The organism is Pantoea sp. VS1 (genome assembly GCF_002207995.1).
In the GTDB taxonomy this organism is placed as follows: domain Bacteria; phylum Pseudomonadota; class Gammaproteobacteria; order Enterobacterales; family Enterobacteriaceae; genus Pantoea; species Pantoea dispersa.
This window is the reverse complement of sequence record NZ_NHZE01000036.1, coordinates 1-25,908: the sequence shown is the minus strand read 5'-3', so window position 1 is coordinate 25,908 and position 25,908 is coordinate 1. Positions and strand designations below refer to the sequence as shown.

The following is a 25,908-nucleotide window of genomic DNA, read 5'->3' as shown; positions in this document are numbered from 1 at the left end:
GATGGTGTGATTGTTGGGTGACTGGAACAGCCCGAAGCCGGCACCGCACAGCATCATGCGCCAGATAATATCGGCATCCGTGGGTTGTGCAGGCAGCAGCGCCAGCAGAAACAGCCCGGCGGCAAACAGCGCCAGCCCCAGCCCACCCAGCAGCCCGGCATGAAACTTCTCGATCAGGCGGCCGGCAATCGGTGCCATCACCATGGTAGCCAGCGGCCACGGCGTCAGCAGCAGGCCGGTTGCGACCTCATCCCGGCCCAGAACGTTTTGCAGGAAAAACGGCAGCGACACCATCGCCAGCATTTGTGCGCAGAACGAACAGATCGAAGTACCGATCGACAACGAAAACACCGGAATGCGCAGCAAATCTACTGGCAGCAGCGGCACCGGCATCGCCAGCTGACGCCGCACAAACACTACGCCGATCAGCAGCAGCGCCAGCAGCATACCCGCAATCAGCCAGCCATTTTCTCCCTGCGCGAAGCCGGTCAGCGCTGAAATCAGCAGGCCGAAAAACAGCGCATTCATGATGGCGCTCGGCACATCAAATTTCTGCTGCTTCGCTTTCTGCGTGTTATCCGGCAGGAAGCGCAGCGCCAGCCACAGCGCCACCACACCGAGCGGCACGTTAATCAGGAACAGCCATTTCCAGCTGGCGATTGAGAGAATCGCGGCCGCCACCGTGGGACCGGCGGCGCTGGAGACGGCCACGATCAGCGAGTTGATGGCCATGCCGCGTCCCAGGAAGCGCTGCGGGTAAATAATACGGATTAGCGCAGTGTTGACGCTCATCAGCGCCGCACCGCCGAAGCCCTGCAGCACGCGCGCCACGGTGAGCATATTCAGCGACGAGGAGAGGGCGCAGAACAGCGAGGTGAACACAAACAGCACCAGCCCGACCTGATAGACGCGCCGGTAGCCGAACATATCGCCAAGAAACGACAGCGACAGCAGCGAAATCACGATAGCGATTTGATAGGCGTTGACGATCCAGATCGATTCCGCCGGGCTGGCGTTCAGCTCACGCGCAATGGTCGGCAGCGCCACGTTGGCAATGGCGCCGTCCAGCACCGCCATCATGATGCCAAGCGCAATGGTAATTATTGCGCCGTAGCGCTGTGGAACGGGTAATCCATCCTGAGACACGGTAGGAGACATAAACAGGGAGAAGTGAAGTAAGTGAATATCATCATGCTAATCAATTTTCTGCCTGAAATCACCGCATTAATGGACAAAAATTACAAGTGGATGTGTCGTTGCCGCCGTCCGGCTGTAACCTCTATACTGGCGTTTTTTGCAAAAGCGTTAAGGAAGTCCCGCATGGCGAGCCGCGATAACGATAAACAGCCGGATGCCGTATCATCAGTGATGAAAGTGTTTGGCATTCTGCAGGCGCTGGGCGAAGAGCGCGATCACGGCATCACCGAGCTTTCGCAGCGGGTTATGATGTCGAAAAGCACGGTCTACCGCTTTCTGCAGACCATGAAATCGCTCGGCTACGTGGCGCAGGAGGGCGAGAGCGAAAAATATTCGCTCACGCTCAAGCTGTTTGAACTTGGCGCGCACGCGCTGCAGAACGTGGATTTAATTCGCAGCGCCGATGTGGAGATGCGCGAACTGTCGCGCCAGACCAAAGAGACCATTCATCTCGGCGCGCTGGAAGAAGACAGCATCGTCTATATCCATAAGATTGACTCGCTGTATAACCTGCGCATGTATTCGCGCATCGGCCGGCGTAATCCGCTGCACAGTACCGCCATCGGCAAAGTGCTGCTGGCGTGGCGTGAGCGCGCGGAGGTGAACGACATTCTGCGTGAAGTGGAATTCCGTCGCAGTACCGCTAACACTATCGTCAGCGCGCAGGCGCTGCTGCCGGTGCTGGATCAGGTCAGGCAACAGGGCTTTGGTGAGGATAATGAAGAGCAGGAAGCGGGGATTCGCTGTCTGGCGGTACCGGTATTTGATCGCTTCGGCGTGGTGATTGCCGGCATGAGTCTCTCTTTTCCGACGGTGCGCTTCTCCGAGCCGGCAAAAAAAGAGTATGTGGCGATGCTGCACCGTGCTGCGCGTAGGGTGTCGGAGCAAATGGGTTATTACGACTATCCGTTCTGAATCCTGCCGGGCTGACGTGCAGCCCGGCAGGCGGCTTAACTTAGTTGTCGATCACTTCGCCGCTTTTCTTCAGCAGCGGACAATCGGTGACGCCAACAATGCCGCTGTCGGTGTGCAGATACTGTGCGGTAATCATGCCGCGCGCGGTCAGGTAGCTGCACTGTAAGCCCAGCCCGGCTGCGTTTTTATTGCTGCCGGTTAACACGCCGTAGCCGGTAAACAGCATCGCCAGCCACAAGACAGCCAGTACCATCACCGCACGAATCAGTAGTTTCATTTTTATCTCCTTGTGTTACATAACGCAGCTGTTCCCGCATTGCTGCGAACTCTATAGTAGCAGCATGCCTCGCTTTTCTCGCCGGATCGATCAGAGATAACTGAAAGCGGCACGCAGGCGGGATAATCTGCTTTATCTCCGCAACCATATCTTTTCCGCGCGCAACGAGTAGAATCAGCGGCGATGTACCTGAATGATGTTTGAGGATTGATGCAGTTATGAACGAATTAGTCGCCAGTACCGGTCCGCTGTTTAACTATGGCGTGCTGGCCATCATTGTGATTGTGGCCTTTATTGCCTGGTTTTTTGTTAACCGGGCCAGCGTGCGCGCCAGTGAACAGCTTCAGCTGCTGGAAGCGCTGCTGGAAGAGCAAAAGAAACAGAACGCGCTGCTGCGCCGTATCGCTGAGGCGCAGCCGGTGGCCGAAAAAGCGCAGGATGAGCAGGATGCCGGGGATAAGCGCGACTTTATTCGCCTGATTCCGGAACGTTAAGCACACAACGGAGAGGCCATGGCCTGGCAAAATCCCTGGTATGACGCTTCGCTGGCCCATCATACGCCGCACGGCTTTCGTAACCCGGAAGAGGAGTTGCGTCAGCCTGGCGATCTACAGCGCTGGCGGCGCGAGCGTAAGCAGCAGAATCTGCCGCTGCCACCGCAGTCCGGCTATGCGGCCTTTACCGCCAGCTGGTGCCAGCAGGCCGACCTTAGCGGTGAAGATGACCGTGTCTGGTGGCTGGGCCATGCCGCGCTGCTGCTGCGTCTCAATCAGCGCTATATTCTGATCGACCCGGCGCTGTCGACACGCGCTTCGCCGCTGCAGTTTGCCGGGCCGCAGCGTAAAACCCCGGCGCCGATCAGCGTGGCGCAGCTGCCGCATCTTGATTATGTGCTGATCTCGCATAACCATTACGACCACCTTGATCGGCCTACGGTGAAACGCATCGCCCGCCGCTTTCCTGCCGCGCACTTTCTGGTGCCGCTGGGGATGGCCGACTGGTGTCGCCGGCGTGGCGTGCGCACCGTCACCGAACTGGACTGGTGGCAGCAGGTGCAACTGGACGACATCAGCTTCACAGCCGTTCCCGCGCGCCACTGGAGCATGCGCACCTTCTGGGATCGCAACCGGTCGCTGTGGTGCGGCTGGGTAGTGCGTAATGCGCAGCTCAATTTCTGGTTCTCCGGCGATAGCGGCTACAGCGATAATCTCTCTGCCATCGCGCAGCGTCTGGGGCCGTTTAATCTGGCTGCGTTGCCGATAGGTGCCTATGCACCAAAATGGTTCATGCGCGGCCAGCACATGGACCCGGATCAGGCGGTACAGCTCTGGCAGCAGATAGGGCGACCGCTGGCGATTCCCATTCACTGGGGCGTATTTGAGCTGGCGGACGAGTCGCTTGACGATCCGCCGACGGTGCTGGCGCAAGCATTGCTGCAGGCGGGCGAGGTCGATGCGCCTTTTGCCCCATGGCGAATTGGCGAGAGCCGCAGCCTGATGAATTACGATTAAGATTTATCCTAAGCCATTTTTGTTAAATGCCAGCGGCTTCCGCGCTTTTTAACATTTAATTGTTGGGTGTTTAGAAAAAAATGAGATAAATGCCAGCGTGCAGTCTGCCTATATTTGGGGCAACGGCGATTATATTTTCCTGATTTTGGTGCAAAACTATTTTTAACTTGTACTGTCAGGAATTTGTTGTACAAGATTTGAGCGCTGCGCAGTTATGTCGCTCATTGCACAACGGCCAGTGAAATAGCTTATCTGTGCCATATTAATGCAATATTTTTTGCCTAAACTTATTCAGTTTAAATGTGAAAAAGCAGCGTTTACCGCTGCGCTTGACGAAACGCGAGTCTGGCGCTAACTATACTGACGCATAGACTTTTTTTGCACACGCCGAGGCGTTGCTGTCAATAACGTTATCCACCTTTCGCTGCCGGTTTCAGGCAATTATGTGCGGCATGTCGATCACTGTTTAAAAATGGCTTGCCATTAATTAGCGGATATGTGATAACGAATCGTGGGTCAAACGAGGTACAGTTCTGTTTATGTATGGCATCTTCAGTAAAGAAGTTACGAGTAAAGACGTTGACGTTGAATACCGCTTCCTTGCCGAACCTTAAATTAGTGCCTCATTCAGTAATGTCTCTGGTTTCTCTGTAAGACTGCCTGCGGGCAATATAAACACTCTAAGGAATTTGCAAAAATGGCAAAGATTAAAGGTCAGGTTAAGTGGTTCAACGAGTCTAAAGGTTTTGGTTTTATTACTCCTGCTGACGGCAGCAAAGACGTGTTCGTTCACTTCTCTGCTATCCAGGGCAACGGTTTTAAAACCCTGGCCGAAGGTCAACAAGTTGAGTTTGAAATTCAGGACGGCCAGAAAGGCCCGGCAGCAGTTAACGTTACTGCTATCTGATTTCGTACTCAGGCTCGGTGTCATGCACCGCTGAATCGAATCTTAAAAGCCCTGCTCAATGAGCGGGGCTTTTCTTTATCCTTTCTGTTACCGGATGATCAGGGTAAACTGCGCCGCGAATCGCTAACCCGGAGTTATCTATGTCGTTGATTTGCCCACTTTGCCACCTCGCTTTGCACCTGCACGCCAGCAGTTATCGCTGTGCGTCCGGTCATCAGTTCGATCGGGCGAAAGAGGGGTACGTCAACCTGCTGCCGGTGCAGCACAAAGGTTCACGGGAACCGGGCGACAGCGCAGAGATGCTTCAGGCGCGCCGGGCCTTTCTGGATGCCGGACACTATCAGCCGCTGCGCGATCGGGTGGTGCAACGTCTGGCTCAGCCGCTCACGAACCGGCCCGCGCAGCTGCTGGATATCGGCTGTGGCGAAGGCTATTACACCGCCGCCCTGGCTGCCGCGTTGCCCGACAGCCAGCTGTACGGTCTGGATGTGGCCAAAGCCGCGGTGCGCATGGCGGCAAAGCGCTATCGCGCGGTTAACTTTTGTGTCGCCTCCAGCCAGCGCCTGCCGTTTGCTGATGGTTCACTGGACGCCATCGTGCGCATTTACGCGCCCTGTAACGAGCAGGAGCTGAGCCGCGTTATCAGGCCCGGCGGCTATTTACTGACGGTGACGCCGGGGCCGCACCATCTGCAGCAGTTTAAAGCGTTGATCTATCGCGAAGTGCAGCTGCACACGGCGGAAGAGAAAAACTATGCGGGATTTGAGCAGATCGATCAGCAAAACCTTCACTACACGATGACGCTGAACGGGGCGGAAGCGGTGAGCCTGCTGCAGATGACCCCCTTTGCCTGGCGTGCGCGTGAAGCGGTGTGGCAGCAGCTGGCCTCCAGCGCCACCTTTAGCTGTGACGCGGATTTCACCCTGACGCTGTGGCAGCGCGTTTAACGCGCCTCCACCAGCGTATGATAGATTTTCTCCAGGTCGTCGAGCTGTTTCACCGCAATCAGCAGGCGACGCTGCTCCAGCTGCATTACCAGAATGCCATCCTCTGACAGGTTCATACTCTGAATACGCCGGTAATCGATCCACACGCTGGCAAAAAACAGGCCGTCATTTTTCATCAGCAGCCGCGGGCTGCGGATCCAGAACAGCCAGATAGCCATAAAGCACAGCACCATTAGCAAAGTGGTGGTGAGCTGCGGGCCATGATGGCTGACGTTGTTCCACAGCAGAATCAGTAGCAGCACGATAAAGATGCCGCTGTCGATTTTATGGCGGCGGCGCAGGGTGACGCGCAGTCGGGTCGGTCCATTGCGGCGGGGCAGGATGACATCGTCGTAAATCGCAAACAGGGCGAGAGCGGCGATCAGCAGGGCAATCAGGGCGTCAGTCAGTGACATACAGGCTTCTTCCTCAACCGAAGTGACCTCAGCGTTGGCGCTCAGGTCACGCCGTTCAAAAAACGCCGGGAGTCTGACTCCCGGCGGTGAGATTACAGACCGAGCAGGCCGATCCAGTAACCAAAGATACCGATGGCAAAGAAGCCAACGATGATCCACAGCGCGTTAACTTTACGGCGCAGCAGCCACATACAGCCAAAGGTCAGCAGCAGTGGAATCAGGCCGGGCATCAGCTGGTCGAGAATCGACTGCACGGTGGTGACCGTGGTTTTGCCGGTCTGGTCGGTGATGCGGGATACCACCAGCGGCACGTTGACGTGTGTCCACTTGTTGACCAGCGCTCCCATGACAAACAGGCCGAGTATTGATGCCCCCTCGGTAAGTTTTTGCAGGAAGCCCCCGCCCATATCGCTGACGATATCCACCCCTTTGCGATAGCCATAAGCCACGCCGTAATAGCGGGTCAGCATGCGCGCAATGTTAAACAGGAAGAAGAACAGCAGCGGACCGAGCAGGCTGCCGCTCATCGCGATACCGGCACCCAGTGCGGCGAATACCGGACGCACGGTCCCCCAGAAAATCGGGTCGCCCACGCCAGCCAGCGGGCCCATCAGACCCACTTTGATGCCGTTAATGGCACCGTCATCGATCGCTGCACCGTTGGCGCGCTGCTCTTCCATTGCCATGGTCACGCCGAGCACCGGCGCTGCCACGTAAGGATGGGTGTTGAAGAACTCAAGGTGTCGCTTAATCGCCTGCTTGCGCTCGTCGTTGTTTTCCGGATACAGGCGACGGATCACCGGCACCATTGAGAAGCAGAAGCCCAGCGCCTGCATGCGTTCAAAGTTCCACGAACCCTGAAACAGGTTGGAGCGCAGGAACACACCGCGCACGTCACCGGGGGTGAGTTTCTTTGGAGTATTGGTTGTATCTACCATGATGTCACCTGTTCCTAGTCGAGTTCGTTGTCGAGGTCGTTGTTAGCCGGGCCCGCCGAGGCAGCGCCTGCGACGCGGTTGTATTTTGGCGCCAGCTGGATATACAGCACCGCCATTACCACGCCAATCACGCCCAGCGCCACCAGGTTGAAGTTGGTGAACGCGGCGGTGACAAAGCCAAGATAGAAGAACGGCATCAGGTAACCAGCACGCATCATGTTGATTACCATCGCGTAACCGACCACCACGATCATGCCGCCGGCGATGTTCAGACCATTGGTGACCACTTCCGGAATTGAACTCAGCAGGCTGTGCACCGCGCTGGTACCGACCGAGACCGCCACAATCAGCGCCGGGATAGCGATACGCATCGCCTGCAGCAGCAGGGCAGAGACGTGGATCCACGAAATCGCCGTCAGGTTGCCTTTCTCCGCAGCTTTATCCGCGGCGTGCTGGAAGGCGACAGTGATGGTGCGCACGATGATGGTCAGCACCTGACCGGCTGCGGCCAGCGGGATGGCCAGCGCAATACCGGCACCGACGCTTTGACCACCGGCAATGACCAGAATGGTGGAGATGATGGAAGCCAGCGCCGCATCCGGTGCCACTGCCGCACCGATGTTCATCCAGCCCAGCGCGATCATCTCCAGCGTACCGCCGATGATGATGCCGGTTTTCATATCACCCAGTACTGCACCAATCAGGGTACAGGCCACCAGTGGCCGGTGGAACTGGAACTCATCGAGAATCGATCCCATCCCGGCAATACAGGCCACAATAAATATCAACACTATTTGTAGCGAGGTTATTTCCATTGCATTTTTCCTCAGCAAGATCAGAACTTTTTGCCCACGCGCGCAGGCACAGGCGAATCAGGCATTGACCTTCGCAATCAGGTCCATCATTTTCAGTTTCGGGTCGTTGGAGACTTTACGCACTTCCAGTTCGATACCGCGCTCATTCAGCTTGCGGAAGGCAGCGATGTCCTTCTCATCCACCGACACCGCGTTATTAACCTGCGTTTTCCCCTGACGGAAGGCCATGCCGCCGATATTTACCGACTTGATATCCACGCCTTGCTCTACCACGCGCTCAACATCGGTCGGATTGGTAAACAGCAGCATCACGCGATCGGAACCGTACTTCGGGTTGTTCCACACGCGGATCATCTTGGCGATATCCACCACGTGGGCGGTTACGCCCGGCGGCGCCACCTGAGTAAGCAGGGTTTTGCGTACGTGATCGTTGGCCACTTCATCACTGACGACGATGATGCGCGTCACGTTGGTCTCTTTGGTCCAGCGCGTGGCCACCTGGCCGTGGATCAGACGGTCATCGATACGGGCCAGGCCAATTTTCATGTGCTCGCCCGGCGCCAGCGGTTTCTGCGGCTGGGCAGTGGCTTTCGGGGCCGGTGCGGCCGCGGCCGGCGCGGCGGATTCGGTTTTGAGCGCTTTCACCCCCTCGCGGCCGGCCTCGACGGCGATACGGATCAGCTCTTCCAGCGATGGATCGTCATCGCGCCCCATCAGGGTTTCCACCAGCATGGGAATGTTGACCCCGGCAATAACGTCATAGCCCGGTTTATCCACCACGATGCGGCTGGCGGCGTTAAACGGACTGCCGCCCCAGGTGTCCACCAGAAACAGCACGCCTTTCGACGTGTCGAGTCGGGCGAGCTGCGCCTGATATTTTTCGATTAGCGTTTCTGCATTTTCGCCGGGTACGAAATCAATCCATCCGACATTTTCCTGCTCGCCCAACAGCATTTCTGCTGTTTTCAGCAGCTGTTCTGCCGCCCAGCCATGTGTACCAATTACAAGCGCAATGGTCACTTGCTACCTCCGTTCGCATGAGAGTTCCCGACCATGGCCGGGAATCATTGAGAATTACCGTTGTTATTTTCTGTGGATCGCCCGGGACTAAAATGAAGAAAGTCATCAGGAAAAGGCCCAAAACATTCCGCGATTCAGCAGTAAGGTCGCGATTTATTTTAGTGAGCGAAAAAATAAAATATGTGACGTTGCTCTGCTATTCAGAGCGTACCGGCGGCAACGGGCATTTTTATAGCAGTTTCTTGCGCTGGCGCAGTTATTTGTAAATGTAAGAAAATTTTTTGACGTTGTTGATGTAACTGATACATTAGCTTTCTGTTTATTACTCAGGAGTACCGGGCTTTAGCTCACCTATATGGACCGTCACCGACGTCGCTTCACTTGTTCCCCGCGCTGCTCAGCGCGCACCCTGACACCTGCCGGTGTTGCCTCATCCGTTAACGCTCTCTCGTCTCGCCTTCCGGCGCAGGCTCAGTTGCGTTCGCCCTTACGTTTAGCAAGGAGTCATTGATGGAATTTCTCTTCGACCCCTCAATCTGGGCGGGTTTACTGACGCTGATCGTGCTGGAGATTGTGCTCGGCATCGACAACCTGGTGTTTATCGCCATTCTTGCCGACAAGCTGCCACCGAAACAGCGTGATAAAGCGCGCCTGATTGGTCTGTCGCTGGCGCTGGTAATGCGCCTCGGCCTGCTGTCGCTGATCTCCTGGATGGTGACGCTGACGCGACCCCTATTCAGCGTAGGCGATTTCAGCTTTTCCGGACGAGATTTAATTCTGTTGATTGGTGGTTTGTTCCTGTTGTTTAAGGCCACCATGGAACTGCACGAGCGGCTGGAAAACCGTGGCATGGAGCATCAGGGCAACAAAGCCTATGCCAGCTTCTGGGCGGTCGTGACGCAGATTGTGGTGCTGGACGCGGTGTTCTCCCTGGATGCGGTGATTACCGCCGTCGGTATGGTGAACCATCTGCCGGTGATGATGACGGCGGTGGTGATTGCCATGGGCGTGATGCTGCTGGCCTCAAAACCGCTGACCCGCTTCGTCAACGCGCACCCAACGGTGGTGGTGCTGTGTCTGAGCTTCCTGCTGATGATTGGTCTGTCGCTGGTGGCGGAAGGCTTTGGTTTCCATATTCCGAAAGGTTATCTGTACGCGGCGATTGGCTTCTCGATTCTGATCGAGCTGTTCAATCAGATTGCGCGCCGGAACTTTATCCGTCATCAGGCGCACCGTCCGATGCGTGAACGTACCGCCGAAGCGATTCTGCGTCTGATGGGCGGGCGCCAGCGTAACCAGCCGGCGCATACCGAAGAAGCGTCGCTGACCGAAGCGATGCCGCAGGAAGCGTTTAAAGACGAAGAGCGTTACATGATTAACGGCGTGCTGACGCTGTCACAGCGTTCGATTCGCAGCATCATGACGCCGCGCGGCGATATCTCATGGGTTGACGTCTCGCGTCCGCTGGATGAGATCCGCATTCAGCTGCTGGATACGCCTCACAGTCTGTTCCCGGTGTGTCGTGGCGAGCTGGATGAGATCATCGGCGTGGTGCGCGCGAAAGAGTTGCTGGTGGCGCTGGAGCACGGTATGGATGTCGCGACCTTCGCGGCCAACACGCCGCCGATTGTGGTACCGGAAACACTGGATCCGATTAACCTGCTGGGCGTATTGCGTCGCGCTAAAGGCAGCTTCGTCATCGTTACCAACGAGTTTGGCGTGGTGCAGGGCCTGATTACGCCGCTGGACGTGCTGGAAGCGATTGCCGGTGAGTTCCCGGACGAAGACGAAACGCCGGATGTGGTGGCGGATGGCGACGGCTGGCTGGTGAAGGGCGGTACCGATCTGCACTCGCTGCAGCAGCTGCTCGACCACCATGAGCTGGTCGATCCGGATGAAGATCACGCGTCGCTGGCCGGCCTGCTGATTGAGCAGAAGGGGCAGTTGCCGCTGCCGGGCGAGATTATCGATTTGCCACCGCTGCACTTCCAGATTATCGAAGCCACGGATTACCGTATCGATCTGGTGCGCGTCACTAAAGACAAGCCGCACCATGACGAGGAAGAGGGCGACGCCTGATGTCGTCCGGCATCAGGCGCCCAGCTGCGCCTGATGCTGCGCCAGCCATTGCGGAAAGTCCTCAATCGGCATCGGGCGCGCATAGTAGTAACCCTGCAGATGATCCACGCCGCGCTCGCGCAGATAATGCGCCTGCTCGGCGGTTTCCACCCCCTCCGCGACCAGCGCAATATTCAGCCGCTGCGCCAGTGAAATCACCATATCCGTTACCGTGGCGTTGATCGCGTCAGTGCCAATCGCGGCGGTAAAGATTTTATCGATTTTCAGTACGTCCGGCTTCAGGTCTTTCAGATAGGCCAGCGAACTGTGGCCGGTACCGAAATCGTCAATCGCCAGCCGCACGCCAATTTCATGCAGCTGCGCCACGACCGTCTGGTCGATGACCGGCAGCGCATCGCGCTCGGTCAGCTCCACCACCAGTTTCGGCAGGGGATTGGCGGGCCACCAGTAGCGCTGTAAATCCTCAACAATCAGGCGATCGTGGAAGTGGCTGGCCGCGACGTTAATCGCGATATGGAAAGCCGGGCACTGTGGCAGATTAGGCAACTCCGCGACGACTCTGGCAATCACAAAGCGCGTCAGCGGTGCAATCAGGTTCTGGCGTTCGGCCAGCGGAATAAATACGTCCGGGGCAATCCAGCCCTGACGCGGATTGTGCCAGCGCAGTAGCAGCTCGATACCATCGCAGTCGCCGCTGCGGGCATTGATCAGCGGCTGGCAGTAGACCATAAATTCGTTGGCGGTGATGCCATAGCTGATTTGCCAGCTCAGGCTCATGCGATTGGCAGTGGCCAGCCAGACGATATAGCCCAGCAGCAGGCTCAGCAGCACTGCCAGCGGCAGCTGAGACGGCAGAGTATTGAGCGCCAGTCGCGCCGGGGACGGGCCGTACAGCGTAATGCTGTAGGGATAACGCAGCGAGGCCTGATCGTACGCCACTTCGTCATCGGACGGCACGGTATGCTCGATCAGCGGATTACCGTACTCAAGGCTCTGTCCGCCTACGTTAAAGATCGCGCGCTCCACCCACGGCAGCTGCGGCTCCAGCAGATAGTTGGTCATCAGTTCAATGTTGATGATCTGCAGCAGGCCGTCCTGGTTATCCAGTGACTTTGGCGTCCACAGCAGCAGCACCGGTGAACCTTTCAGCAGGTAGTCGTCGGTAGACAGCATCATGCGCTGGTTGTTGATCGCCAGCTCGGGATAGGTCTGGCTGAACGAGATGTGGCGCGGGCCATAAATACTCGAACAGTAGATGGTATCGTCCTGCACCAGCAGCACGGTACGCACGGTTTGCAGCGCCGCGATCTTCTCAATCAGCGGATAGCGCACCTGCGTGCAGGGCACGCCCACCAGCCCCAGCGTGTTGTTGGCGGAGACGTCCAGCGGCGAAAACATGCGGTCAAAGCGCTCAATCGCGCGGGTGGCAAAGTTAAGGGACTGCTGCTCAATGCGTGACTTCTCTTCAATGTAGCGAAAAGTCAGCGTAAGAATGAGAACCAGCGACGCGATCACCAACGCAATAAGCAGGCGCTTACGGCGAAATTGACCCACAAATTGCTGGGGAAGGAGCATCAGTAACCACCTTGCTAAGACAAAGAATGAGACCAAATTAACGTGAAGGTTATCGGCATGGCGGCGGCCAAATTTAGCGCGGCTGGAGAAAAAAAGCGGCACTAAAAAATCGCGCGACCGGTAGAGGTCGCGCGCAAAAATAATGTATCTGGTTTGATAACGCGGAGGTAGAGGCCATTGCAGAAATAATGGCCGATCGCTGCAATTGTCAGCAGCGAAATGAGACGTTGCCGGTCAGTCGCACTGCACCTTGATCGCCAGACCGCCGCGCGAGGTCTCACGATATTTAGCGTTCATGTCTTTGCCGGTCTCGTACATCGTCTCGATCACCTTATCCAGCGATACGCGCGGCTCGCTGGTGCGGCGCAGCGCCATCCGTGCGGCGTTGATCGCCTTGACGGAGGCAATGGCGTTGCGTTCAATGCACGGCACCTGCACCTGACCAGCGACCGGATCGCAGGTCAGTCCGAGGTTGTGTTCCATGCCGATTTCAGCGGCAACACACACCTGCTCCGGGCTGGCTCCCAGCAGTTCAGCGAGGCCAGCGGCGGCCATTGAGCAGGCCACGCCCACTTCGCCCTGGCAGCCGACTTCGGCACCGGAAATCGAAGCGTTCATTTTGTACAACACGCCAATCGCGCCCGAGGCGAGGAAGTAGCGGATAAAGATATCCGGCGTGACCGTTTCGATGAAGTGATCGTAATACGCCAGCACCGCTGGCACGATGCCGCAGGCACCGTTGGTCGGTGCGGTGACCACACGACCACCGGCCGCATTCTCTTCATTCACCGCCAGCGCAAACATATTGACCCAGTCGATGACGTTCATCGGATCGTTGGAGTGTTTGGTCGAGGAGACCAGCAAACGTCGCAGCGACGCCGCCCGACGCGGCACGCGCAGCGGGCCCGGCAGCACGCCTTCGGTATTCAGGCCACGATCGATACACGCCTGCATGGTTTGCCAGATGTTGCCAAAATAGGCGTAAATCTCGTCACGGCTGTGCAGCGCCAGCTCGTTTTTCATCACCAGCCCGGAAAGCGACATGCCGGTATCGCGGCAATGACTGAGCAACTCTTTGGCTGAATGGAACGGGTAGGGTACGGCGACCTCATCCAGCACGGACTGACCAAAGTGCGCTTCGTCGACAATAAAGCCGCCGCCAATCGAGTAATAGGTTTTGCGCTCAAGCAGACGATCGCCGGCAAAAGCGTACAGGGTCATGCCGTTTTCATGCAGCGACAGGTTTTCGCTGCGGAAGACCATGCCGCCGTCACGCGGGAAGTCGACCTCGCGCGCGCCCTGTGCCAGCAGCAGCCGCTCACGCGTTTCGACATCTTTGATAAACGCCGGAATGCTGTCGATGTCGACGCTGGCAGGCTCAAAGCCGGCCAGACCCATAATGATGGCAATGTCGGTGTGGTGTCCTTTACCGGTGAGCGATAGTGAGCCGTAGACGTCCACCGCCACGCGCGTCACGTCCTGCAGCTTGCCCTGTTCGATCAGCAGATCAACAAACTGCTTGCCCGCTTTCATCGGGCCAACGGTATGCGAACTGGACGGGCCGATACCCACTTTGAACATGTCAAAAACACTTATCACCGGTGACGCTCCTCACAAATCTTCTTTTCTACGGCGCAGGCCGTTAATGCGGCTAATAGTAATCGCCAGCGGGCGGCAGCGAGCAGCTTTTCGCATGAAATAAACTAATTATAAACCACAGAAATAGTTATCCGTATCCCCGGATGTGAACGGGATCAATTTTTCGGCCAGGGTGAAACGGGACGGGGGATCAGGGCAGGGCGATCTGCTGGCCGAGCGCGCGCAGGATACCGGCGGTCATGCCCCAGATAAAATAATCTTCATACCACGACAGCCACACCTGGTGCTGGCGATGACCGCGGCGCAGCGTCAGTCCGCTGTAGCGCCCCAGCCGCAGCGCCTCTGCGAGCGGCATGGAAAAGGCGCTTTCAACTTCATCCGGGTTGAGCCGCAGCGGTAAGTGCGGCGGAATGATACCGACCACGGGCGTGACGGCGAAACCGGTACTGCTGGTGACTGGCGGTAACACGCCGACCACCCGCACCTGCTGCGGTGCGATGCCTACTTCTTCCTGCGCTTCACGCAGCGCGGTGGCGATCAGCGAATCGTCAGTGGCATCCATCATGCCGCCGGGGAACGCCACCTGCCCGGCGTGTTTGCGCAGCAGCGCGGAGCGGCGGGTCAGCAGCAGTTCGGGCTGGTCGCCATCAATCACCGGTACCAGCACCGCGGCACGGCGTCCGCTGATCACGCTGTGCGCGGTCGCCAGCGGCGGCTGCAACACAAAGCGACTGAGAAACTGCGCCAGCGTCAGCTCCATATCACGCTTCATCACGCAGACAGGGCAGAATACGGTTGAGCTTGTGCAGTGTCTCCTGATATTCCGCCTCAGCCTCGCTGTCAGCCACCAGGCCACCGCCCGCCGCGCAGTACAGCTGCTGATTTTCGGCAATCAGCGTGCGGATGGTAATGCTGCTGTCCATACGCCCGCACAGGCTGATGTAGCCGATACTGCCGCACCACGCATTGCGCCGCTGCGGTTCGAGTTCCTCGATAATCTCCATGGCGCGGATCTTGGGCGCGCCGGTAATGGAGCCGCCGGGGAAACAGGCGCGCAGCAAATCGGTAGCGGAGAGCGCGTCTGGCAGTCTGGCCCGCACCGTGCTCACCAGGTGATGCACCGCCGGGAACGGCTCCACTACGAACAGCTCCGGCACGCTGACGCTGCCCGGCTCGGCGACGCGGCCAATATCATTACGCAGCAGGTCCACAATCATCAGGTTTTCCGCCCGATCTTTTTCGGCGCTGGCCAGTTTCTCCGCCTGCAACCGATCGGCCTGCGGATCGGCCAGACGCGGCAGCGTGCCTTTAATCGGCCGGGTTTCAATCTGCTGCTGCTGCAGCGAGAGAAAACGCTCCGGCGACAGGCTCAGCACGGCACTGTGCGGCAGACGAAGGAAGGCGCTGAACGGCGCGCGGTTGGCGCGGTTGAGACGTAAAAACGCCTGCCACTCATCGCCGCGATAGCTGGCCTGAAAACGCTGCGCCAGATTAACCTGGTAGCAATCGCCCGCCTGGATGTAGGCCTGCACCGCCTGGAAACGCGCGGCGTACTGCGCATAGCTCATATTGGCCTGCCAGTCGCTGGTCAGGGCAAAGGGTTTGGGCTGCGGCACCGCCAGCGCCTGTAGCCACTGCCAGCGCTGCTCCGCGTCGTGCAGGGCAATCAGCGTCAGCGTCTGGCGATGATGATCGGCAATCAGCGCCCAGTCATAAATGCCCACCGCCATATCCGGCGTGTGTAAATCCTGCTGCGCCCGCTGCGGCAGCGTTTCGAAACGGCGACCGAGGTCATAACCAAACAGACCCAGCGCGCCGCCCTGGAACGGCAGATTCGCATCAAACGCCGGCCGGATGCCCAGCGCGTCCAGTTGCTGCTGCACCAGCTGCAGCGGATCGGCGGTGGAGTGGCTGATGCCGGTGCCGTCGTCGATGGCGGTGCTGTCACCGCGCGTCGTCAGTGTCACCCGCGGGTCGGCGGTGAGGATATCGAAACGGTTATCCGCGTGCTCGGCGTGACCAGAGGTCAGCAGCATCGCCCACGGACGGTGCGCCAGCGTGGAAAAACGGTGTAAAAGTGTATCGGGCGTATACTGTAGCGAGAGGGTTTTCACGTTCGTTTGGCTAAATCAGTTCAGCAGGCAGGCGCGTAGCCTGGCATATTTTTTTGCTGCTGGCACCTGTTTGTTCGGCGTGGAATAATGCGTCCCCCCATTACAGGAGTGCATCATGTTTTCAGGTCTTCCGGCTTTATCGCACGAACAGCAGCAGCAGGCAGTGGAACGTATTCAGGAACTGATGGCCGGCGGCATGTCCAGCGGGCAGGCGATTGCGCAGGTGGCGCAGGAAATTCGCCAGAACCATCAGGGCGAAGCAATTCGGGCGCGCTTCGAAGAGGACGAAGACGACGAATAGCGCCCGGCGAGCGTTATAGCGCGGCGATGATTTTGATTTCCACTTTATAGCGCGGATTCATCAGGCCGGCCTGCACCGTGCAGCGTACCGGCGCATTACCCGGCGAGACCCACGCATCCCAGGCGCGGTTCATCGCGGCAAAGTCCTCTTTGTCTACCAGGAAAATGGTAGCGTCGAGAATTTTGCTTTTATCCGAACCCACGCGCGTCAGGATGCGGTCAATCACCGCCAGCGCGTTGGCGGTCTGCGCTTCCGCATCGTCATCCAGATTCTCCGGCACGCTGGTGTAATACACGGTCTGGTCATGTACAACCGCTTCGGACATGCGGTGCTCGGCATCAATACGCGTAATGGTCATGCTGTTCTCCTTTATTTTTGCTGCGTTAGCCTGCCATATCCCATGGCCGGCTGTCATCTGTTGTGGTCGCCTGCGGTGAATCCTGACATAATTACAGTAGTTTTAAGAGCAATCGGTGAGGATGTGTGGCAGACGATTTTGCAGCGGATGGCGCGTTAGCGCAGGCGATTCCCGGCTTTAAGCCGCGCGCGGCACAGCGCGAAATGGCGCAGGCAGTGAGCGAAGCGGTGCAGCAGGCGGGCGAGCTGGTGGTCGAGGCCGGCACCGGCACCGGTAAAACTTATGCTTATCTGGCACCGGCGTTGCGGGCGAAGAAAAAAGTCATTGTGTCGACCGGTTCCAAAGCGTTGCAGGATCAGCTCTACAACCGCGATCTGCCGACCATTGCCCGCGCCCTGGCGTTCAGCGGCAAAACCGCGCTGCTGAAAGGGCGCTCCAACTATCTGTGCCTGGAACGGCTGGAGCAGCAAAATCAGACCGGCGGCGATCTCAGCGTGCAGGCGCTCGGCGATCTGATTAACGTGCGCAGCTGGTCTTCGGAGACCGTTGATGGCGACGTCAGCAGCTGCGCCGGCGTCGCGGAAGACAGCCCGATCTGGCCTTACGTTACCAGTACCAACGATAACTGCCTCGGCAGCGATTGCCCGCTGTATAAAGATTGCTTCGTGGTGAAGGCGCGCAAAAAAGCGATGGATGCGGATGTGGTGGTGGTGAACCATCACCTGTTTCTCGCCGACCTGGTGGTCAAAGAGGGGGGATTTGGCGAGCTGATCCCGGAAGCCGACGTGATGATCTTCGATGAAGCGCACCAGCTGCCGGATATAGCCAGCCAGTATTTTGGCCAGCAGCTGTCGAGCCGGCAACTGCAGGATCTCGCCAAAGACATTATCCTTGCCTACCGCACCGAGGTGCGCGATGTGCAGCAGCTGCAGAAATCCGCCGACCGGCTGGCGCAGTGCGCACAGGATTTTCGCCTGACGCTGGGCGAGCCCGGTTTTCGCGGCAATCTGCGCGATCTGCTGAGCGACAACAACATCATGCGCATGTTTACGCTGCTGGATGATGCGCTCGAGCTGTGTTACGACGTGATTAAGCTGTCGCTGGGCCGTTCCGCGCTGCTGGATGCTGCCTTCGAGCGTGCCGCGCTGTATCGCACCCGGCTCAAGCGTTTACGTGCGATTGATGAACCGGGCTTCAGCTACTGGTACGAATGCAGCAGCCGGCACTTTACGCTGGCGCTGACGCCGCTGTCGGTCGCGGAGCGCTTCCGCGAAGTGATGGACGGACGCAAAGCGGCGTGGGTGTTTACCTCGGCGACGCTGGCGGTCAACGAACAGATGAGCCACTTCGCCAGCCGGCTCGGCGTGGATAATGCCCGCACCCTGATCCTCGAAAGTCCGTTTGATTATGCGCAGCAGGCCTTGCTGTGCGTACCGCGCAACATGCCGGAACCCAACTATCCTGGCGGTGCGCGTCAGCTGGCACGCATGATGAAACCGCTGATTGAAGCCAACAAAGGGCGCTGCTTCTTCCTGTGCACCTCGCACAAAATGATGCGCGAGCTGGCGGCGGAGTTCCGCGCCTCCATGACCTTACCAGTGCTGTTGCAGGGCGAAACCAGCAAAGGCCAGCTGCTCAAACAGTTTCTTGATGCTGGCAACGCACTGCTGGTGGCCACCAGCAGCTTCTGGGAAGGCGTTGACGTGCGCGGTGATGCGCTGTCGCTGGTGATCATCGACAAGCTGCCGTTTACCTCGCCGGAAGATCCGCTGCTGAAGGCGCGCATGGAGGATTGCCGTCTGCGCGGCGGCGATCCGTTCAACGATGTGCAGCTGCCGGACGCGGTGATCACCCTGAAGCAGGGCGTGGGCCGTCTGATTCGCGATACCGACGATCGCGGTGTGCTGGTGATTTGTGACCAGCGGCTGGTGTCGCGTCCGTATGGCGGTCTGTTCCTTAATAGCCTGCCGCCGACACCGCGCACCCGCGATTTACAGCGTGCGATTGACTTTGTGCGTCCGCCAGAGCAGCACTAATTTGTGCCAGGCTGTGGTAAGATGCGCGCCATTTTGATTCTCTGAGGTTGTTATGTCCGCCCGAATTTTAGCCCTGGACACCGCGACAGAAGCCTGTTCTGCCGCGCTGCTGAATCAGCAGCAGATCGATGCCCGCTTCGAAATCGCGCCCCGCGATCATACTCAACGTATTCTGCCGCTGGTGCAGGAATTGCTGCAGGCGCAGTCGCTGGCGCTGAGCGCGCTGGACGCACTGGCGTTTGGCCGCGGGCCCGGCAGTTTTACCGGCGTGCGCATCGGCATTGGCATCGCGCAGGGCCTGGCGCTGGGCGCAAATCTGCCGATGATTGGCGTATCCTCGCTGGCCACCATGGCGCAGGGTGCCTGGCGTTTGACCGGGGCAACGCGCGTGCTGGCGGCGATTGATGCGCGCATGGGTGAAGTCTACTGGGCTGAGTATCAGCGTGATGAGCAGGGCGAGTGGCAGGGCGCTGAGAGCGAAGCCGTACTCAAGCCGGAAGCGGCACAGGCGCGCATCGCGCAGCTGAGCGGCGAGTGGGCCACTGTCGGCACCGGCTGGCAGGCTTATCCGCAGCTGCTGGCTGGCACGACCGGGGCACAACTGCTGACCACCACGGTCACGCTGCCTGCCGCAGAAGATATGCTGCCGCTGGCGCTCAGCGCCTGGCAGCGCGGCGATAGCGTGGCGGTGGAAAATGCTGAGCCGGTTTATCTGCGCAATGAAGTGGCATGGAAAAAATTGCCGGGACGCTAGGCGCCCACGCAACTTATTTTTGCGCCTTCAGTCTAACGGAGAAATAACAGGAGAAGTGCTATGCCAATTAGTCGTAAAGGGATGTCTGGCGCTCTGTTAGCCTGTGCGCTGTTGCTCAGCGGCTGCGTGTCAGTGCCGGATGCCATTAAAGGGAGTTCTCAGCTTCCACAGCAGGATTTATTACGCGTGATGAATGCGCCGCAGCTGTATGTCGGCCAGGAGTCGCGCTTCGGCGGCAAAGTCGTGAAGGTAACTAACCTCAACGGCCTGACCCGGCTGGAAATTGCTACTCAGCCGCTGGATGACAGCGCGCGACCGCGCCTCGGTGCTGCCTCCATTGGCCGCATTTACGCGGACATTCATGGTTTTGTTGATCCGATCGACGTCAATAATCAGTACGTCACGGTGTTGGGCAACATCAAAGGCACCGAGAAAGGGGAAATTGGCAAAGCCAGTTACAACTTTGTGGTGATTGATGTGCGCGGTTATCAGCGCTGGCATCTGACTCAGCAGGTGATGACACCGCCGCAGCCGATCGATCCGTGGATTTGGTACGGGCCGACGCGTCGCCATCCCGGCTATTGGGGGCCTAACCCCTACTGGGGCATGAACACCGGCGGTCCGGCGCAGGTTGAGACCATTCTTACCGAATAGCGCTAAACAGGTTTTTTTACGGCCCGGTCGCGGTGCTCGCGAACGGGCCTTTTTATTGGGCGCGCAACCGATGCGCGAAATTTAGTGATGCGCCTCGCAACCTGAAAATGCCGGAACAGGCAAACTGGTACAATCAGTTAAAATATTGTTAACAACACTGATTGCAGAGGCGGCGATGGCTACGCAACAAGAATATCGGGGTGAATCTTTGAACAAGGTTTGGCTGAAACGCTATCCGCCAGATGTACCAGCGGAAATTAACGCAGACCGTTATCCCTCTTTGGTCGATCTTTTCGAACACGCAGCGCAACGTTATGCCGATCAGGTGGCTTTCATTAACATGGGCCAGCCAATGACTTACCGCCAGCTGGAGCAGCAGAGCCGTGCTTTTGCGGCCTGGCTGCAACAGGGATTAGGCTTGCAGCAGGGCGATCGCGTCGCGCTGATGATGCCGAATCTGCTGCAGTATCCGGTGGCGCTGTTTGGCGTCCTGCGTGCCGGTATGGTGGTGGTGAATGTTAACCCGTTGTACACGCCGCGTGAGCTGAAGCACCAACTTAATGACAGCGGTGCCAGTGCGATTGTCATTGTCTCCAACTTCGCCCATACGCTGGAAAAAGTGGTCGCGGAGACCCCGGTTAAGCACGTGATGCTGACGCGCATGGGCGATCAGCTGGCGCCAGTGAAAGCCACGCTGGTGAACTTCGTCGTTAAATATGTGAAAAAGCTGGTACCGAAATACCATCTTCCAGGGGCGGTACCGTTTCGTCATGCGCTGCAGCAGGGCGAGCAGATGAGCTATCATCGTCCTGTGATCAGTAATCAGGATCTGGCATTTCTGCAGTACACCGGTGGCACTACCGGCGTGGCGAAAGGCGCCATGCTGACCCACGGCAACATGCAGGCTAATCTGGAGCAGACCAAAGCCACCTACGGTAAATTGCTGCGCGCCGGTCAGGAGCAGGTGGTGACTGCGCTGCCGCTTTATCACATCTTTGCCCTGACGGTGAATTGTCTGCTGTTCCTCGACCTGGGCGGCACCAACCTGCTGATTACCAACCCGCGTGATATTCCCGGCTTCGTTAAAGAGCTGAGCAAATTTCCCTTTACCGCCATCACCGGTGTTAATACGTTGTTCAACGCCCTGCTGAACGATGCCAATTTTAACCAGCTGGACTTCTCCACGCTGCGTCTGTCTGCCGGCGGCGGTATGGCGGTGCAGAAAGCGGTGGCCGAGCGCTGGGAGAAACTCACCGGGCACTATCTGCTGGAGGGCTACGGACTCACCGAATGCTCACCGCTGGTGTCGGTTAATCCGTATGATATTACCTGCCACACCGGCAGCATCGGTTTGCCGGTTCCGTCCACCGACGTGCGTATTGTCGATGATGAAGATCGCGACGTACCGCCCGGTGAACCGGGTGAACTGTGCATCCGCGGGCCGCAGGTCATGATTGGCTACTGGCAGCGACCGGATGCCAGCGAGGAAGTACTGAAAAATGGCTGGCTGCACACCGGTGATATTGTTACCGTGGACGCGGAAGGGTTTATCCGCATCGTCGATCGTAAAAAAGACATGATTCTGGTGTCCGGCTTTAACGTGTATCCTAACGAAATCGAAGATGTGCTGATGCAGCACGCCAAGGTGCGCGAAGCGGCGGCGATTGGCGTGCCGAGCGATCTCTCTGGCGAAGCAGTGAAAGTGTGCATCGTGAAAAAAGATCCGTCGCTGACGAAAGAGGAAGTGCTGGATCATTGTCGCCGTCAGCTCACCGGCTATAAAGTGCCGAAGATTATCGAGTTTCGTGATGAGCTGCCGAAGACCAACGTCGGTAAAATTTTACGTCGCGAATTGCGCGACGAGGCGAAGCGCGAAGCGTAGTACTGGCTTCCGCTGAATGCTCAGGTTAACGCCGGCACCGTCCGGCGTTTTTATTGCTTTTAACATGGAGCGCTGTGCGAGGTTTGCCGCAGCGAGAAAGACAACGTGAATTACACCCTGATCGACCACAATGACCAGCTGGCCGCCGTATGCCAGCAGGCCCGTCAGCATCGCGCCGTGGCGCTGGATACCGAATTCGTGCGCACCCGCACGTACTATCCGCAGCTTGGCCTGATCCAGCTCTTCGATGGCGAGCAACTGGTTCTGATCGATCCGTTAACCATCAGCGACTGGGCACCGTTTATTGCGCTGCTGCAGGATCGTCAGCTGACCAAGTTCCTGCACGCCGGCGGGGAAGACCTCGAAGTCTTCCTGCATCGTTTCGGCTGTCTGCCGGAGCCGATGATCGATACGCAGATTCTGGCCGCTTTCGCCGGGCAGCCGCTGTCGTGGGGCTTTGCCGCGATGGTCAATCATTTCAACCAGATTGAGCTGGATAAGAGCGAAGCGCGCACCGACTGGCTGGCGCGTCCGCTTACCGAGCGGCAGTGCCAGTACGCTGCGGCCGATGTGGCTTATCTGCTGCCGATCGCCCATCAGCTGGTGGCGCAAACCGAAGCGGCAGGCAACATGGCGGCGGCGCTGAGTGAGTGCGCTACGCTGTGTCAGCGCCGTCTTGACGTACTGCAGCCGGAAGAGGCGTGGCGCGATATCACCAATGCGTGGCAGCTGCGTCCGCGCCAGCTGGCGGTGCTGCAGCGCCTGGCCGCGTGGCGTCTCAACCTCGCCCGGCAGAAAGACATGGCGGTGAATTTTGTGGTGCGCGAAGAGAACCTGTGGAAAGTCGCGCGCTTTATGCCCGGCAGCCTTGGCGAGCTGGATCATCTCGGCCTGAACGGTCACGAAATCCGCTTCCACGGTAAGGCCCTGGTGGCGATGGTTGCAGAGGCGCAGGCGCTGGATGAGGCCGCATTACCGCCGCCGTTGCCTAATCTGATTGACCACGCGCATTACAAGCAGGCGTTCAAAGCGATTAAAGCACTGGTACAGCAGGTGAGTGAGCAGACCGGTTACAGTCAGGAGCTGTTAGCATCACGGCGCCAGATTAACCAGGTGCTGAGCGTGCACTGGGGACTGAAAAGCGCCACGCGTCCGCCGGAACTGCTGGCAGGCTGGCGGGGTGAGGTGTTGAAAGCCGGGATCGACGAGATTTTACACACGCTGTAAGCGGAACGTTTTCCCCTGCGCAACCACGCAGGGGAAAATCAGGAACCCGCTACAATCATTTAGGAACGTCTTCCGTCTCCGGCAGCGTCACGTTGAGCTCGAGGATAGAGATGTCATCCCCTTTCTGATCCAGCTGCACCGTGACCATGTCCGGGTCAATTTTCACGTATTTACAGATCACTTCCAGGATATCGCGCTTCAGCTGCGGCAGATAGTGGGGCTCACTGTCGCCCCTTCTGCGTTCGGCCACGATAATCTGCAGCCTTTCCTTGGCTATGTTGGCTGTGTTCTTCTTACGGGATAAAAAGAAATCAAGTAATGCCATTGGTTATCCCCCGAACAGGCGTTTCAGGAAACCCTTCTTCTCTTCTTCGATAAAGCGGAAGGGGCGTTCTTCGCCAAGCAGGCGATCTACGGTATCAGCGTAAGCTTTACCGGCGTCAGAGTTAGCATCGAGGATCACGGGCTCACCCTGGTTAGACGCGCGCAGCACCGACTGATCTTCCGGAATCACACCGACCAGAGGAATGCGCAGGATTTCCAGCACGTCTTCCATGCTCAGCATGTCGCCACGCGTTACGCGTCCCGGGTTATAGCGGGTCAGTAACAGGTGCTCTTTTACCGGCTCCTCGCTGTTTTCAGCGCGACGCGATTTCGATGAGATGATGCCGAGAATACGGTCTGAGTCACGCACGGAAGAGACTTCCGGGTTGGTGGTAATGATCGCTTCATCCGCGAAGTACAGCGCCATCAGCGCACCGGTTTCGATACCGGCCGGCGAGTCGCAGACGATAAAATCGAAGTCCATTGCCGCCAGATCGTTCAGCACTTTTTCCACGCCTTCGCGGGTCAGGGCATCTTTATCACGGGTTTGTGAGGCGGGCAGAATATAAAGCTGCTCGGTGCGCTTGTCGCGAATCAGTGCCTGATTCAGCGTCGCATCGCCCTGAATAACGTTGACAAAGTCATACACCACGCGGCGCTCACAGCCCATGATCAGATCGAGGTTACGCAGACCGATATCGAAATCGATCACCACGGTTTTTTTGCCTTTCTGCGCTAACCCTGTGGCGATGGCCGCGCTTGACGTGGTCTTGCCAACGCCCCCTTTACCCGATGTAACTACAATGATGCGTGCCATAAATGTTGATTTCCTTAACGAAAGAAAAGGGGCCTAATTAAGTGTCTGGATGGTGAGCGCGCCCTCTTTAAGGCACAGGCGCGCAGCTTTACCAAAGAATTCCGCCGGGATCTGGTCCATGATCCAGTATTCGCCGGCAATGGAGACCAACTCTGCTGACAGGTTGGTGCAAAAAATCTGGCAGTCGCGATCGCCGCTGGCACCGGCCAGCGCGCGGCCGCGCATCATGCCGTAAATATGAATGTTGCCGTCTGCCACCAGTTCGGCACCGGCGCTGACGCTGCTGGTGACGATCAAATCGGCGTTGCGCGCGTAAATCTGCTGACCGGAACGCACTGGCGTATTGATGATACGCGTTTTGCTGGCCGGTTCGCTGACCGGCGGCGCGACCGCTTCCGGCTCCGGCGCGGGCGCATCAGCGCGTTTGCGGTTCTCTTTACCCTCTGACAGCACCGGCAGGCCAGCGCGGGCAATCATCTTTTTCAGGGCTTCATCTTTGCAGCCGCTCACGCCCACAATGCGTAAGCCGGTGGCGCTGACGGCCTGCTGCATCTGCTTCCAGTTGATGTCACCGTTCAGGGCTGACACGTTCAGCACCACCGGCGCGTTGTGCAGAAAAGCCGGGGCCTGGTCGATTTTGTCCTGCAGCGCCTGACGAATCACCTCGGGTTGCGAATGGTGCAGATGAACAACTGACAGGGTAAAACTGCTGCCCTTGAATTCGATTGGCGATTGCGACATCTGTCCTGACTCAGTCCTGTTTTACGACCCTGAAGTAAACGCCGATAAAATCGTCATTAACACCCGCGGGTCAATATTCGAAGTTCTGCAAGCATGTTATAGTTACTGCTATATTCAGGCAAGTGACGCCCTTAGTTAATTCGAGTAAAAAATATGTTTTGTGTGATCTATAGAAGCCCGCAACGCGACCAGACTTATCTGTATGTAGAAAAAAAAGACGATTTTTCGCGCGTCCCGGAAGAACTGCTGCGCGGCTTTGGCAAACCGCAGCTGGCGATGGTGCTGTCGCTCGACCAGCGCGACAGGCTGGCCAATGCTGACATCAATAAAGTGAAGCAGGGTTTAAGCGAACAAGGTTATTATTTGCAGATCCCACCACCGGTTGAAAGTCTGCTCAACATTCATCTTGAACAGGGTAAAAAAGTTTAATTCAGATTCATCTGTAAAAATATATCCTGTAAATAT

Annotated in this window: 28 protein-coding genes; 14 read left to right on the top strand and 14 right to left on the bottom strand. The window is 57.7% G+C overall.

Translation table 11 applies throughout. The annotated features are described in order from the left end of the window. Nucleotides 1-1,158, bottom strand: a 1,158-nt coding sequence (locus CBW22_RS13715; protein WP_088516958.1) for an MFS transporter, incomplete at its 3' end; no start/stop codon positions are given. 162 nt (nt 1,159-1,320) lie between these two features. Here CBW22_RS13715 and kdgR point away from each other — a divergent pair. Further along, on the top strand, nt 1,321-2,112 hold the full coding sequence (gene kdgR / locus CBW22_RS13710; protein ID WP_088516957.1) for a DNA-binding transcriptional regulator KdgR: 792 nt from the start codon (nt 1,321-1,323) through the stop codon (nt 2,110-2,112). Nucleotides 2,113-2,152: 40 nt separating this feature from the next. Here the strand turns inward: kdgR and CBW22_RS13705 are convergent, their stop codons facing one another. Further along, nucleotides 2,153-2,389: a YobH family protein gene (locus CBW22_RS13705; RefSeq protein ID WP_088516956.1), complete on the bottom strand. Its 237-nt coding sequence runs from the start codon at nt 2,387-2,389 to the stop codon at nt 2,153-2,155. A gap of 218 nt (nt 2,390-2,607) precedes the next feature. Here CBW22_RS13705 and CBW22_RS13700 point away from each other — a divergent pair, with 218 nt between their 5' ends. The 5 genes from CBW22_RS13700 to rlmA all read left to right on the top strand — a co-directional run bounded on the left by CBW22_RS13700 (nt 2,608) and on the right by rlmA (nt 5,754). Next, entirely contained in the window at nt 2,608-2,883 is a 276-nt protein-coding gene (locus CBW22_RS13700; RefSeq protein WP_088516955.1) for a YebO family protein, read from the top strand. A gap of 18 nt (nt 2,884-2,901) precedes the next feature. Then, nucleotides 2,902-3,900 (top strand): MBL fold metallo-hydrolase, encoded by a 999-nt coding sequence (locus CBW22_RS13695; RefSeq protein WP_088516954.1) that lies wholly within the window; start codon nt 2,902-2,904, stop codon nt 3,898-3,900. A gap of 539 nt (nt 3,901-4,439) precedes the next feature. After that, a complete protein-coding gene (locus tag CBW22_RS26060) occupies nt 4,440-4,514 on the top strand; it encodes a DUF2627 domain-containing protein (protein ID WP_110866451.1) in 75 nt (24 codons plus the stop codon). A gap of 83 nt (nt 4,515-4,597) precedes the next feature. Further along, a complete protein-coding gene (gene cspE / locus CBW22_RS13690; RefSeq protein WP_021510024.1) occupies nt 4,598-4,807 on the top strand; it encodes a transcription antiterminator/RNA stability regulator CspE in 210 nt (69 codons plus the stop codon). Nucleotides 4,808-4,947: 140 nt separating this feature from the next. Continuing rightward, complete coding sequence (gene rlmA / locus CBW22_RS13685; protein WP_088516953.1) at nt 4,948-5,754, top strand: 23S rRNA (guanine(745)-N(1))-methyltransferase; 807 nt, start codon at nt 4,948-4,950, stop codon at nt 5,752-5,754. On the opposite strand, the gene CBW22_RS13680 is transcribed toward rlmA, so the two are convergent. From CBW22_RS13680 to manX, 4 genes are all read right to left on the bottom strand, one after another. Further along, a complete protein-coding gene (locus CBW22_RS13680) occupies nt 5,751-6,209 on the bottom strand; it encodes a DUF986 family protein (RefSeq protein WP_021510026.1) in 459 nt (152 codons plus the stop codon). The two genes, rlmA and CBW22_RS13680, sit on opposite strands and share 4 nt — an antisense overlap. 92 nt (nt 6,210-6,301) lie before the next feature. Then, entirely contained in the window at nt 6,302-7,147 is an 846-nt protein-coding gene (locus CBW22_RS13675; protein ID WP_021510027.1) for a PTS mannose transporter subunit IID, read from the bottom strand. Nucleotides 7,148-7,161: 14 nt separating this feature from the next. After that, nucleotides 7,162-7,962: a PTS mannose/fructose/sorbose transporter subunit IIC gene (locus CBW22_RS13670; RefSeq protein WP_031280203.1), complete on the bottom strand. Its 801-nt coding sequence runs from the start codon at nt 7,960-7,962 to the stop codon at nt 7,162-7,164. A gap of 57 nt (nt 7,963-8,019) precedes the next feature. Beyond that, on the bottom strand, nt 8,020-8,982 hold the full coding sequence (gene manX, locus CBW22_RS13665) for a PTS mannose transporter subunit IIAB (protein ID WP_088516952.1): 963 nt from the start codon (nt 8,980-8,982) through the stop codon (nt 8,020-8,022). Between the two features lie 510 nt (nt 8,983-9,492). Between manX and CBW22_RS13660 the strand changes: the two genes are divergently transcribed. Continuing rightward, nucleotides 9,493-11,061 (top strand): TerC family protein, encoded by a 1,569-nt coding sequence (locus tag CBW22_RS13660; protein WP_021510030.1) that lies wholly within the window; start codon nt 9,493-9,495, stop codon nt 11,059-11,061. 12 nt (nt 11,062-11,073) lie between these two features. Here CBW22_RS13660 and CBW22_RS13655 read toward each other — a convergent pair whose 3' ends face one another. The 4 genes from CBW22_RS13655 to pabB form a co-directional block, all read right to left on the bottom strand. Next, entirely contained in the window at nt 11,074-12,636 is a 1,563-nt protein-coding gene (locus CBW22_RS13655; RefSeq protein WP_088516951.1) for an EAL domain-containing protein, read from the bottom strand. A gap of 234 nt (nt 12,637-12,870) precedes the next feature. Then, complete coding sequence (locus CBW22_RS13650; protein WP_058774595.1) at nt 12,871-14,235, bottom strand: L-serine ammonia-lyase; 1,365 nt, start codon at nt 14,233-14,235, stop codon at nt 12,871-12,873. A gap of 190 nt (nt 14,236-14,425) precedes the next feature. After that, on the bottom strand, nt 14,426-14,995 hold the full coding sequence (locus tag CBW22_RS13645; protein ID WP_021510033.1) for a CoA pyrophosphatase: 570 nt from the start codon (nt 14,993-14,995) through the stop codon (nt 14,426-14,428). A gap of 1 nt (nt 14,996) precedes the next feature. Further along, complete coding sequence (gene pabB / locus CBW22_RS13640; protein WP_088516950.1) at nt 14,997-16,349, bottom strand: aminodeoxychorismate synthase component 1; 1,353 nt, start codon at nt 16,347-16,349, stop codon at nt 14,997-14,999. A 115-nt stretch (nt 16,350-16,464) separates the two neighbouring features. On the opposite strand from pabB, the gene CBW22_RS13635 reads away from it, so the two are divergent. Beyond that, nucleotides 16,465-16,650 (top strand): YoaH family protein, encoded by a 186-nt coding sequence (locus tag CBW22_RS13635; protein WP_021510035.1) that lies wholly within the window; start codon nt 16,465-16,467, stop codon nt 16,648-16,650. A gap of 13 nt (nt 16,651-16,663) precedes the next feature. Here the strand turns inward: CBW22_RS13635 and CBW22_RS13630 are convergent, their stop codons facing one another. Next, nucleotides 16,664-17,008: a RidA family protein gene (locus CBW22_RS13630; RefSeq protein WP_058757734.1), complete on the bottom strand. Its 345-nt coding sequence runs from the start codon at nt 17,006-17,008 to the stop codon at nt 16,664-16,666. A gap of 125 nt (nt 17,009-17,133) precedes the next feature. On the opposite strand from CBW22_RS13630, the gene CBW22_RS13625 reads away from it, so the two are divergent. The 5 genes from CBW22_RS13625 to rnd all read left to right on the top strand — a co-directional run bounded on the left by CBW22_RS13625 (nt 17,134) and on the right by rnd (nt 23,561). Then, nucleotides 17,134-19,044: an ATP-dependent DNA helicase gene (locus tag CBW22_RS13625; RefSeq protein WP_058771245.1), complete on the top strand. Its 1,911-nt coding sequence runs from the start codon at nt 17,134-17,136 to the stop codon at nt 19,042-19,044. A 52-nt stretch (nt 19,045-19,096) separates the two neighbouring features. Next, nucleotides 19,097-19,798 carry a tRNA (adenosine(37)-N6)-threonylcarbamoyltransferase complex dimerization subunit type 1 TsaB gene (tsaB, locus tag CBW22_RS13620; protein WP_058781824.1) on the top strand — a complete coding sequence of 234 codons (702 nt, stop codon included), beginning with the start codon at nt 19,097-19,099 and terminating at the stop codon, nt 19,796-19,798. A 60-nt stretch (nt 19,799-19,858) separates the two neighbouring features. After that, nucleotides 19,859-20,452 (top strand): Slp family lipoprotein, encoded by a 594-nt coding sequence (locus CBW22_RS13615; protein ID WP_010616392.1) that lies wholly within the window; start codon nt 19,859-19,861, stop codon nt 20,450-20,452. A gap of 208 nt (nt 20,453-20,660) precedes the next feature. After that, a complete protein-coding gene (gene fadD, locus CBW22_RS13610) occupies nt 20,661-22,334 on the top strand; it encodes a long-chain-fatty-acid--CoA ligase FadD (RefSeq protein ID WP_125310121.1) in 1,674 nt (557 codons plus the stop codon). Between the two features lie 105 nt (nt 22,335-22,439). Continuing rightward, a complete protein-coding gene (rnd, locus tag CBW22_RS13605; protein WP_059009717.1) occupies nt 22,440-23,561 on the top strand; it encodes a ribonuclease D in 1,122 nt (373 codons plus the stop codon). A 55-nt stretch (nt 23,562-23,616) separates the two neighbouring features. Here rnd and minE read toward each other — a convergent pair whose 3' ends face one another. From minE to minC, 3 genes are read right to left on the bottom strand one after another with little or no spacing between them, the layout of a single operon-like run. Beyond that, on the bottom strand, nt 23,617-23,886 hold the full coding sequence (gene minE / locus CBW22_RS13600; RefSeq protein ID WP_010616394.1) for a cell division topological specificity factor MinE: 270 nt from the start codon (nt 23,884-23,886) through the stop codon (nt 23,617-23,619). A 3-nt stretch (nt 23,887-23,889) separates the two neighbouring features. Further along, entirely contained in the window at nt 23,890-24,702 is an 813-nt protein-coding gene (gene minD, locus CBW22_RS13595) for a septum site-determining protein MinD (RefSeq protein WP_021510042.1), read from the bottom strand. 33 nt (nt 24,703-24,735) lie between these two features. After that, nucleotides 24,736-25,443 (bottom strand): septum site-determining protein MinC, encoded by a 708-nt coding sequence (gene minC / locus CBW22_RS13590; protein WP_021510043.1) that lies wholly within the window; start codon nt 25,441-25,443, stop codon nt 24,736-24,738. 153 nt (nt 25,444-25,596) lie between these two features. Between minC and CBW22_RS13585 the strand changes: the two genes are divergently transcribed. Next, a complete protein-coding gene (locus CBW22_RS13585; protein ID WP_021510044.1) occupies nt 25,597-25,872 on the top strand; it encodes a YcgL domain-containing protein in 276 nt (91 codons plus the stop codon). The last annotated feature ends 36 nt before the right edge of the window (nt 25,873-25,908 follow it).